This is a genomic window from Nocardioides agariphilus, assembly GCF_015352445.1.
Classification (GTDB): Bacteria; Actinomycetota; Actinomycetes; order Propionibacteriales; family Nocardioidaceae; genus Nocardioides; species Nocardioides agariphilus.
Genome location: NZ_JADKPO010000027.1, coordinates 49,345 through 59,045, shown reverse-complemented (window position 1 = coordinate 59,045; position 9,701 = coordinate 49,345). Strand labels below are relative to the sequence as shown.

At 69.3% G+C, this 9,701-nt stretch carries 12 protein-coding genes and 2 tRNA genes; 8 read left to right on the top strand and 6 right to left on the bottom strand.

Going from position 1 to position 9,701, the window contains the following annotated elements; all coding sequences use genetic code 11:
- Positions 1-101 precede the first annotated feature (101 nt).
- Positions 102-174 (bottom strand) — tRNA-Lys (locus tag ISU10_RS17515).
- Positions 175-395: 221 nt separating this feature from the next.
- On the opposite strand from ISU10_RS17515, the gene ISU10_RS17510 reads away from it, so the two are divergent.
- The 3 genes from ISU10_RS17510 to ISU10_RS17500 all read left to right on the top strand — a co-directional run bounded on the left by ISU10_RS17510 (position 396) and on the right by ISU10_RS17500 (position 3,301).
- Positions 396-1,346 carry a pirin family protein gene (locus ISU10_RS17510; RefSeq protein WP_194697711.1) on the top strand — a complete coding sequence of 317 codons (951 nt, stop codon included), beginning with the start codon at positions 396-398 and terminating at the stop codon, positions 1,344-1,346.
- A 106-nt stretch (positions 1,347-1,452) separates the two neighbouring features.
- Complete coding sequence (locus ISU10_RS17505) at positions 1,453-1,671, top strand: hypothetical protein (RefSeq protein WP_194697710.1); 219 nt, start codon at positions 1,453-1,455, stop codon at positions 1,669-1,671.
- 25 nt (positions 1,672-1,696) lie between these two features.
- Positions 1,697-3,301, top strand: coding sequence for an HD domain-containing phosphohydrolase (locus ISU10_RS17500; protein ID WP_370865609.1), 1,605 nt, complete (start codon positions 1,697-1,699; stop codon positions 3,299-3,301).
- Between the two features lie 47 nt (positions 3,302-3,348).
- Here the strand turns inward: ISU10_RS17500 and ISU10_RS17495 are convergent, their stop codons facing one another.
- Both ISU10_RS17495 and ISU10_RS17490 read right to left on the bottom strand, forming a co-directional pair.
- A complete protein-coding gene (locus ISU10_RS17495; RefSeq protein ID WP_194697709.1) occupies positions 3,349-3,723 on the bottom strand; it encodes a cupin domain-containing protein in 375 nt (124 codons plus the stop codon).
- Between the two features lie 136 nt (positions 3,724-3,859).
- Positions 3,860-4,033 (bottom strand): hypothetical protein, encoded by a 174-nt coding sequence (locus ISU10_RS17490; protein ID WP_194697708.1) that lies wholly within the window; start codon positions 4,031-4,033, stop codon positions 3,860-3,862.
- Between the two features lie 328 nt (positions 4,034-4,361).
- On the opposite strand from ISU10_RS17490, the gene ISU10_RS17485 reads away from it, so the two are divergent.
- Positions 4,362-4,580: a hypothetical protein gene (locus ISU10_RS17485; protein WP_194697707.1), complete on the top strand. Its 219-nt coding sequence runs from the start codon at positions 4,362-4,364 to the stop codon at positions 4,578-4,580.
- 52 nt (positions 4,581-4,632) lie between these two features.
- On the opposite strand, the gene ISU10_RS17480 is transcribed toward ISU10_RS17485, so the two are convergent.
- Together ISU10_RS17480 and orn are read right to left on the bottom strand one after the other, a co-directional pair.
- Positions 4,633-4,708, bottom strand: a tRNA-His gene (locus ISU10_RS17480).
- Positions 4,709-4,756: 48 nt separating this feature from the next.
- Positions 4,757-5,473, bottom strand: coding sequence for an oligoribonuclease (gene orn / locus ISU10_RS17475; protein ID WP_194697706.1), 717 nt, complete (start codon positions 5,471-5,473; stop codon positions 4,757-4,759).
- A gap of 72 nt (positions 5,474-5,545) precedes the next feature.
- Between orn and ISU10_RS23645 the strand changes: the two genes are divergently transcribed.
- The 4 genes from ISU10_RS23645 to ISU10_RS17455 are packed head-to-tail and all read left to right on the top strand — an operon-like array spanning position 5,546 to position 8,296.
- On the top strand, positions 5,546-6,055 hold the full coding sequence (locus ISU10_RS23645) for a DoxX family protein (protein ID WP_194697705.1): 510 nt from the start codon (positions 5,546-5,548) through the stop codon (positions 6,053-6,055).
- A gap of 16 nt (positions 6,056-6,071) precedes the next feature.
- Positions 6,072-6,764 (top strand): DsbA family protein, encoded by a 693-nt coding sequence (locus tag ISU10_RS17465; RefSeq protein WP_194697704.1) that lies wholly within the window; start codon positions 6,072-6,074, stop codon positions 6,762-6,764.
- Positions 6,761-7,771: an adenosine deaminase gene (locus ISU10_RS17460; RefSeq protein WP_194697703.1), complete on the top strand. Its 1,011-nt coding sequence runs from the start codon at positions 6,761-6,763 to the stop codon at positions 7,769-7,771. Before ISU10_RS17465 ends, ISU10_RS17460 begins: the two co-directional genes overlap by 4 nt.
- 48 nt (positions 7,772-7,819) lie before the next feature.
- On the top strand, positions 7,820-8,296 hold the full coding sequence (locus tag ISU10_RS17455; RefSeq protein WP_194697702.1) for a carboxymuconolactone decarboxylase family protein: 477 nt from the start codon (positions 7,820-7,822) through the stop codon (positions 8,294-8,296).
- Positions 8,297-8,794: 498 nt separating this feature from the next.
- On the opposite strand, the gene ISU10_RS17450 is transcribed toward ISU10_RS17455, so the two are convergent.
- Complete coding sequence (locus ISU10_RS17450; RefSeq protein ID WP_194697701.1) at positions 8,795-9,676, bottom strand: LysR family transcriptional regulator; 882 nt, start codon at positions 9,674-9,676, stop codon at positions 8,795-8,797.
- Positions 9,677-9,701: the final 25 nt, after the last annotated feature.

Sequence of the window (9,701 nt, the reverse complement as noted above, 5' to 3'; positions counted from 1 at the left end):
CCGAGAAGGAGGACCTGACACCCGCCGCACTCACTGCCTAGAGTGCAACCACCGGATCACGCGGTGGCCCCTTCATCCACCACGACCGTGGACTTGACCGGTACGCCATCAGGGACTCGAACCCCGAACCCGCTGATTAAGAGTCAGCTGCTCTGCCAATTGAGCTAATGGCGCATGGTGCGGCGGCCCTTGTGGACCGTCAGCGATCCTACCTCCGGGGACGGACCGGGTGAAATCGTCAGCGGTAGCCGATGGTCATGCTGCGCGCGTAGGCGCCTTCGGCGCCGGCGGTCATCTGGACGGCCGCTGGGCCGGGACCCTGGCGGGAATGTTCAATATTCAACTACGGTTGCAGGCGGTGACTGCCAGAGCGGCGGTCACCGAGGAGGAAGACCATGCCCGCCGTCACCGTCGACGACACCACCACACTGCCGCGCGTCACCGTGCCCGGCCTGGGTGACCAGGCCCGTCCCGTGTGGCAGGTCACGACCGCGCCGAGCGGCTACGAGGGGGAGGGGTTCCCGGTGCGCCGCGCGTTCGCGGGCATCGACATGGCCCTGCTCGACCCGTTCATCATGATGGACCAGATGGGCGAGGTGGACTACGCGCCGGGCGAGCCCAAGGGCACGCCGTGGCACCCTCATCGCGGATTCGAGACCGTCACCTACATCATCGACGGCGTCTTCGACCACCAGGACTCCCACGGTGGTGGCGGTTCGATCACCAACGGCGACACCCAGTGGATGACTGCTGGCGCGGGCATCCTCCACATCGAGACGCCGCCCGAGTGGCTGGTCCAGCAGGGCGGGCTGTTCCACGGCATCCAGCTCTGGGTGAACCTGCCGCGCGAGGACAAGCTGACGGCGCCGGCCTATCAGGACCTGCGCTCGGGCGAGGTGCAGCTGCTGACGTCTCCCGACGCAGGCTCGCTGGTCCGGGTGATCGCGGGAGAGGTCGACGGCCACCAGGGCCCCGGCTCGACCCACACGCCGATGACTCTCGTGCACGCGACGCTCGAGCCCGGCGCTCGCCTCGACCTTCCGTGGGACAACGAGTTCAACGCGCTGGTCTACGTGCTCTCCGGAGACGGGACCGTCGGGATCGACGCCCAGCCGATCCGGATGGGGCAGGCAGCGGTGTTCGGCAGCGGCGACTACCTGACGATCGCGGGCTCGGCGAAGCAACAGAGCAACACCCCCAAGCTCGACGTGATCGTCGTCGGCGGCAAGCCGATCCGCGAGCCGCTGGCTTGGGGCGGCCCGTTCGTGATGAACACCAAGGCCGAGGTGATGGAGGCCTACGAGGACTTCCAGAAGGGTCGCTTCGGACACCTGCCCGCCCACTGACGGCTGAGGTCACGCGGTTACCTTCCTGTTCCATTTCGCGTGGCCGCGCGCTTCCTTGTGCGTGGCAGACTGCAGGGCGGAGGGGCCGAGCGCGAAGGGGGATCAGGTGACGTTCACCGTCACGACCTCGGGAGAAGCCAACGAGTCGATGATGATCGAGCACGCCGATGCCGTCACGGTGGTCGTGGAGGAGGGGCACCTCGTCCTCCGCAGCAACCGCGGCATCGTCGGGATCTACGCCCCCGGACGCTGGGCCAACGTCGTCGAGACGCGCGGGGAGCACGCGATCGGCCGGCGCATGGCGCTTCCTGCCCAGCCCGCCTGAGCGCGTCAGCGCGTACCCTCGTGCCGTGGGTGGCTTCGCTGCTCCGAAGCGCTTGAGCAGGCAGTCGGTCGGAGAGGTCCGGCTGGCCGAGCTGGTGGCCGCGTTGTCCCTCGGGATCGACCTCGGCTTCGACCAGCCGATGGAGCACGTACTGCGGCAGTGCCTGATCGCGTTGCGGCTCGCCGAGCGCGCCGGCATCAGCGAGGCCGACCGGGTGTCTGTCTACTACACCGCGCTTCTGGTCAACGTCGGGTGTCACTCCGACGCCCACGAGCAAGCCAAGTGGTTCGGCGACGACATCGCGCTCAAGCAGGACAAGTACACCTACGGCCTGCATCCCGGTGTCGCGGGTGCGCTGGCGACCGTACGACGGTTCGGCGCGGGTGGCGACGGACTGATGGGCCGCTTCCGGCTGGGGCTGGAGTTCGTGGTCTCCGGTCACCGCGACCTCGCCGAGATGGTCAGCCACCACGCGGCGATGGCTCGTCGTATCGGCGTCGGGCTGGGGCTGCCGGAGGACACCCTGGGCGCGCTCGGCGCGGCGTACGAGATGTGGGACGGCCACGGTTGGCCAGGTGAGCTCGCCCAGGAGCAGATCCCCGTGGCAGCCCGCCTGGCCATGATCGGAGAGTTCGTCGAGGTCGCACACCGGGTCGGAGGCGTCGCGGCGGCTCGCCAGCTGCTGCGATCGGGGCGGGGCAAGCAGTTCGACCCCGACCTGGCCCGCCTGCTCGACGACGAGGCGGAGCTGCTGTTGTCGGAGCTGGACATGGTCGACGCGTGGGATGCCGTCATCGGCTCAGAGCCGGCGCTCGAGATCGTGCTGACTGACGACGAGCTCGACGAGGCGCTGCTGGCGATCGCGGACTTCGTCGACCTCAAGTCGCCCTACTCGCTCGGCCACGCTCGCGCGGTGGCCGAGCTGGTGGCCGGTGCGGCTGAGCGTCTCTCGCTCACAGAGGCAGACCAGCGCACCCTGCGTCGTGCCGCGCTGATGCACTGCTACGGCAAGCTCGGCGTGTCCAACGCGATCCTCGACAAGTCGGGTCCGCTGACGCCGGGGGAGCGGGAGCGGCTGCACATGGTGCCCTACCTGACCCACCGGATGCTGCGTCAGTCCCCGTCACTGCGTCCGATCGGCGACCTGGCCGTGCAGTTCGGCGAGCGCCTCGACGGCAGTGGCTATCCGCACGGCCTGGCGAGCCCTGCCCTCTCGCCGTCGGCGCGCGTGCTGGCCGCCGCGCACCTCTACCAGTCGCTGCGCGAGCCCCGGCCGCAGCGCGAGGGGCTGACCGCGACGAGCGCGGCGGCGCACCTGCGCGCCGAGGTCAGGGCCGGCCGCGTCGACGGGCTCGCGGCCCAAGCAGTGCTGTCGGCCGCCGGGCACCGTGCGTCGCGGCGCGTGCAGGGACCAGCCGGCCTGACACCGCGCGAGGTCGACGTGCTGCGCCTGCTGGCTCGCGGGCTCACCAACAAGCAGATCGCCGATCGGCTGGTGGTCTCGCGCAAGACCGTGGCCAACCACGTCGAGCACATCTACGCCAAGCTCGACGTATCCACCCGGACCGCCGCAGCGCTCTTCGCGACGCGACACGGACTGCTGGCACCTGCGCCTGACGGCAACGCCTGACGGCAACATCCGACGGCAACATCCCACGGCAACATCCGACGGGTGACCTAGGCCCCCTGCATCGCTGCCATGTTGCGCTGCAGCACCTCGTTGACCGGCGCGATCTGGTCCTCGGGGCTGAACATCACGACCTCCGTGCCGGCCGCCACTGCCGGCGTGTGACCAGGTCCCACGTAGAACGCCTCGCCGGCTCCGAAGGCCTCGGCGCGGTCGGCGAAGGTGAACGTGAGCAGCCCCGACACGACGTAGCCCCAGTGCGGGCACGTGCAACGGTCATCGGGGAGGCCTCGCAGCATCGGGGCCAGGTCGGCGTCCTGGCGCATGTCCAAGATGCTGATCTCATAGCCCTCGGCCACGGTCTCGTAGACCACGCCGACGCCGATGTCCTGCTTGTTGGCTTGAGCCTTCGACAACCTTGCCATCACTGTCTCCTCCGCACGGGCAACTGGTGATCGCCAGCGTCGGATGAACCAGGGCCCTGCCTCATGGGGCATTCGCCCCATCTTCGGCTCATCGAGGCAGACAGATTCCGGACCGCGGCAGCAGCGAGGGCTTGGTTCAGCGGCCCGCGTTGGTGTGCCATTCCATCAGGGCGGCCTCGACGGCAACCTCGTCGTCGAGCGACGGAGTGGGGTCGCTCGGCCGACTGGACTTGGCACCTGAGTGCCACTCGATCAGGTGCAGGACCGGGTCCTCGACGACGCTCGTACTGGTTGTCTGGTTCGCGTACACAGGGGGGCTCCTCTTCGGTCGGAACGACGCCGGTGGGCGTCGGTCCCCCGAGGCTGCGTCGTTGTCGAAAGGTTAGGTCTGGCGTTGACGGCAGCGAGGCAAGTTCTGTCACTCCCTTGTTGCTGACTAGTCGCCTAGACAAGACGGATGGGGCAAATTTCGGCGATTCTCACGCGTGGGTGTTACTCGAAAGTGGATTTCTATTGTCAAAATCCAGCAAGAGACAACCGATTGACGTACGGTCGCGAATGGCGAGTTCGGGCACCGTACGCGGGTTGCTCGCCCGCTCCGTCGCTACCCCCCACGACAGAGCCCGGAGGGCTTCCTTGTGACACAACACATCCACGCCGTCAGTGACTCGGCCGGCTATCCCGACCCCTTCGACCAGCTCGACCCCTGGCTCACCGGGTCGTCGCTGACCCGGTCGTCGAGGTGGCACCTACCCTCGGCGCTGTTGGTCGCCCGGTTGGTGCTTGCGACCGTGCTGCTGGCGGTGGTGTTCGGGCTGCCACCCCTGCTTCGCAGCGTCGGTGCGGCCATCGACTAAGGCTCAGCACGCGACAGCGGGCCAGGAGGAGAGTCCTGGCCCGCTGACGCAGTGGGGTGAGTGACGGGACTTGAACCCGCGACCACCTGGACCACAACCAGGTGCTCTACCAGCTGAGCTACACCCACCATGCGGCCCTGATCGCTCCCGTGAGGAGCGGCAGGGCCGGAAGCATTCTAGACGGAGCCGGACGCGTCCTGAGAATCCGGATGACCAGTCGCCGAGCCAGTCGTCGAGCCGGTCATCGAGCCGGTCATCGAGCCGGCCATGTCGGTGACCTGCTCGGACAGCCCGGTGAGCGCGCCGCCGTGCTTGACCGCGATCTCCTTGACCGTGTCGCTGTCGGGCCCGGGAGGTGCGACGAAGACCGCCTCGCGGTAGTAGCGGAGCTCCTCGATGCTCTCCTGGATGTCGGCCAGGGCGCGGTGGTTGCCGCGCTTGGCGGGCGCGTGGAAGTAGGCGCGCGGGAACCAGCGCCGCGACAGCTCCTTGATCGAGGAGACGTCGACGATGCGGTAGTGGAGGAACGCCTCGAGCTTCGGCATGTCCCGCGAGAGGAAGGACCGATCGGTGGCCACCGTGTTTCCGGCCAGCGGCGGACGGCTCCCCTCGGCGCAGTGCTCGCGGATGTAGGCCAGCACGAGCGCCTCGGCCTCGTCGAGCGTGATGCCGGCATCCAGCTCGGTCAGCAGCCCCGATCGCTCGTGCATCGAGTGCACGTAGGGGTCCATCTGGGCGACTGCCTCCGCCGGGGGCCTGATGACCAGGTCGACCCCCTCGCCGAGCACGTTGAGGTCGAAGTCGGTGACCAGCGCGGCCACCTCGATCAGGGCGTCGGCAGTGAGGTCGAGACCGGTCATCTCGCAGTCGATCCACACGAGTCGGTCGCTCACGAGAGGTCACCCTACCCATCTCGTGAACGCCCATTCGGAGGTCGCACACACGGTCGGCCTACCCTCGACTCCGTGAAGGAGTGGTTCGGCACGCTCGCGCGGCTCGTCGTCGGCGGGGTCTGGATCGCCGCCGGCTGGCTCAAGGTCAGCGACGGGGCTGCGAGCGTGCGCGCCGTGCGTGCCTATGACCTGCTGCCTGAGTCCGTCGTACCGACCGTCGGCCATGCGCTGCCCGCCGTCGAGATCGTCGTGGGCCTGGCGCTTGTCGCAGGAGCGCTGACACGCCTGGCCGCTGTCGTGTCGGCGTTGTTGTTCGTGGCCTTCGTCATCGGCATCGCCTCGGCGTGGGCGCGGGGCCTGCAGATCGACTGCGGCTGCTTCGGCGGGGGCGGCTTCGACGCCAAGGCCACCGACAAGTACCCGTGGGAGATCGCCCGCGACGTCGGCCTGCTGCTGCTGTCGCTCTGGCTGGTCTGGCGACCGCGAACCAAGCTCTCCCTCGACTCGTTCATCTTCCGTCCACTGACCCTCGCACCAGAGAGCGCCGAGCATGTCGAACCCGAGACCAACCTCCACCGCTGAACGAGCCGCTGCCGCCATGCGTGCGCATGAGGCAGCCGAGCGCAGGCGGCGGTTCCTGATCGTCGGCGCCGTCGTCGCCGTACTCGCCGTCATCGGCGTGCTGCTGTGGGTCACCATCAGCAAGGGCGATAGCACCGGCAAGGAGGTGGGCAAGACCGGCACGCCTGGCAACACCGACGGTTACGCCGTCGTGGTCGGCAAGGCCGACGCCCCGTTGACGATGAGGTTCTACGAGGACCCGCAGTGCCCGATCTGCCAGCAGTTCGAGGCGACCGTGGGGCCGAAGGTCGAGCAGGCGATCGCCGAGGGGAAGTTGAAGGTCGAGTACCACGTCGTCTCGTTCCTCGACCGGGTCTCTCCCAACCAGTACTCCTCGCGCGCCGCCAACGCCCTCTACGTCGTCGCGGACGCCGCCGGCCCGGAGGTCTTCGCGAAGTACCACCAGCTCCTCTACGACAACCAGCCGGCGGAGAACACAGCAGGCCCCGACGACGACCAGCTGGTCGCCTGGGCGGTCGAGGCGGGAGCCACGGAGGCCGACGTGCGGCCCGGCATCGAGGGCAACGTCTACCGGCAGTTCGTCGAGAACGCCACCGGCCAGATGTCCAAGGACGGCGTCAACGGCACTCCGGGAGTGTTCATCGGCGACGGTGACCTGCAACCCGACCCGGGCGCCGCGGTGAACGCCGTCCTGGAGGCACTCAAGTGACGGTGGCGGAGTCCTTCATCGCCGCACTGCCCAAGGCCGAGCTGCACGTCCACCACGTCGGGTCGGCGTCGGCGCGGATCGTGGCCGAGCTCGCCGAACGCCACCCCGGCACCGTGCCGAGCGACCTCGAGGAGCTGAAGGCGTTCTTCGCGTTCCGCGACTTCGCGCACTTCGTCGAGGTCTACCTGGCCGTCGTGGGGTTGATCCGCACGGGCGAGGACGTCCGCCTGCTCACCTACGAGGTGGCACGCGAGATGGCCGAGGGCCAGCGGATCCGGTACGCCGAGCTCACCTGCACGCCGTACACGTCCGTGCTCGCGGGGGTGCCGATCGAGGCCTACACCGAGGCCATCGAGGACGCGCGCGTCGCCGCTGAGCGGGACTTCGGCCTGGTGCTGCGGTGGATCTACGACATCCCGGGCGAGTCCGGACTGCCGGCTGCGGACGCGACCCTCGGCTACGCCCTCGACCACCGCGTCGACGCGCTGGTCGGCTTCGGGCTCGGGGGACCAGAGATCGGTGTGCCGCGGCCGCAGTTCGAGCCGCACTTCGCCAAGGCCCGGGCCGCGGGGCTGCACAGCGTGCCGCACGCCGGCGAGACGACCGGCCCCGAGACGGTCTGGGATGCCCTGCGGCTGCTCGGCGCCGAGCGGATCGGCCACGGCACCAGCTCCGCGCGGGACCCCGAGCTGCTCGAGCACCTGGCCGCGTCCGGGGTGCCCCTCGAGGTCTGCCCCTCCTCCAACATCGCCACCCGGGCGGTGACCTCCCTCGCGGAGCACCCGCTCCGCACGTTCGTCGAGGCGGGAGTCACCGTGACGATCAACTCCGACGACCCACCGATGTTCGGCACCTCGCTGAACCAGGAGTACGCCGTGGCCGCGGAGCTGCTGGACCTCGACGAGGCCGGGCTCGCCGACCTGGCCAGGGCAGGGGTGCAGGCCTCGTTCGCGCCCGACGACGTGCGGCAGCGGGTGCTGGCCGAGATCGACTCCGCAGTCTCCTGAGGCCCGGAGGGTTGCGCAAGTATCTTCCATGGAAGATAATTCGTTTCCATGGAAGACATCACCGACCCGACCGCGTTGCGGCTCGACTTCGATGCGCTGGTGCCGAGGTTCGCCGCCGCCATGAACCGTCTCGATGCGGCCGCCGGCGTCGGGCTTGACCCGAAGCTGCGCGAGCTCGTGCGGCTGCACGCCTCGACCATCAACGGGTGCGCCTACTGCGTCGACATGCACAGCAAGGACGCCCGGGCCGCCGGCGAGACCGAGCAGCGGCTCTACTCGCTGGGCGCGTGGCGCGAGGTCTCGTGGTTCACGCCGGCCGAGCGCGCGGCACTGGCTCTCACCGAAGCGGTCACGGAGATCCACCGCGAGCACGTGCCCGCGGCCGTCATGGAGGAGGCGGCGCGTCACTTCGAGCCCGAGCCGCTGGCCCAGCTCATCGCCCTGCTCGTGACCATCAACGCCTGGAACCGGATCGGCGTCACCACGCGGTGCTGGGAGCCGGGCAGCTACGAGGTCGGGGGCTGATCTCGCCTCGGATCGCCCGGGGTACGGCGAGTCGCGCGCGACACGCCGTGGACGGCGAAATTCGGGACCCCAGGCCCTTGCCTGCGGCATGTTCGCGGGATAGAACTGGCGTGTCGGAAGGACTTCGGTCCGGAAGACATCGAGGCCCCGGAAACTCATACTTTCCGGGGCCTCACCTATTTCGAGCGGTCGCCTCCACCCGGTCCAGACCGCGCCCGTTGCCGCGTAACCGCCACGTGAGTGCGGCGTTGAGATGGCAACTCACAGGTGGTAGGCGGATGGCCCCGGTGCTCGTCGACAGGGGCGACGCGGGGGCCATCCGCACCTCCCGTGAACTGCAAGGGGGGCTCGGCTGTCGGGGGGCGGTCGAGGGCAAACTAAAGGCCCCGCAAGCTCATACCTGGCGGGGCCACGACTTTTGTATCCCGGTCCGGTGCGGATTGCGGGGATATCGGCGGCGTGTCGGGGGCGTGTCGGTGATCGGTGATAGGCCCCGGTTCAGCTGATCCGGTCCAGCACCAGCCGCAGCGGCGGCCACGCCTCGCGGCCGCGGCGCACGACCGCGTAGGCCCGCAGCGTCGCTCCGGGCGCGGCGACCGGTCGGATCACCACCTGCTTGCTCGTCTGGTAGTCCATCGGCAGCAGGCCGACGCCGCGACCCGCGTCGACGAGGTCCTCGAGCAGCTCCAGGCTGTCGATGCGGTGCACCACCCGCGGCGTGAACCCGACCAGCGACGCCAAGGTGCGCACGACGTCCTCGTCGGCGGTGTTGCGCGAGTTGACGATCCAGTCGTCGGCCGCGTACTCGCGCAGGTCAGTGGCCCGGGTCTCGGCTCGTCGCCCACGGCGACCGGTCGCGCGTACTCCGAGTCCCCACGGCACCTCCCACAGCGGGCGGACGACGAGGTCGTGCCCCAGCGAGACGGGTGCCAGGTTGTAGTCGTAGACCAGCGCCAGGTCGACGTCGTCGGCGCCGATCAGGTCCAGGGCCTCCAACGGCTCGTACTCGTGGATGCTCACGGTGACGCCCGGATGGCTCTCGGCCAGCTCGTCCACTGCAGGCAGCAGCGAGCGCCGGATCGCCGTGGCGAACCCGGCCACGACCACGGCACCCGCCGGCTCGGCGTCGGGGTCGAGGTCGTGGCGGGCGGTGTCGACCGCGGCCAGGATCGCCACCGCGTGGTCGGCCAGGCGCCGGCCGGCCGGGGTGAGCCGCACCCGCCTGCCCGCCGGCTCGACCAGGGCAGCTCCCGCTTCGCGGGCGAGCGTGGCGATCTGCTGGGAGACCGTGGAGGTCGAGGTGTGCATCGACTCGGCGACCGCGTGCATCGAGCCCAGACGGGAGAGCTCTACGAGCACGCGCAGCCGATGCAGGTCCATGCCAGCGATTGTCCGTCTTCCACGG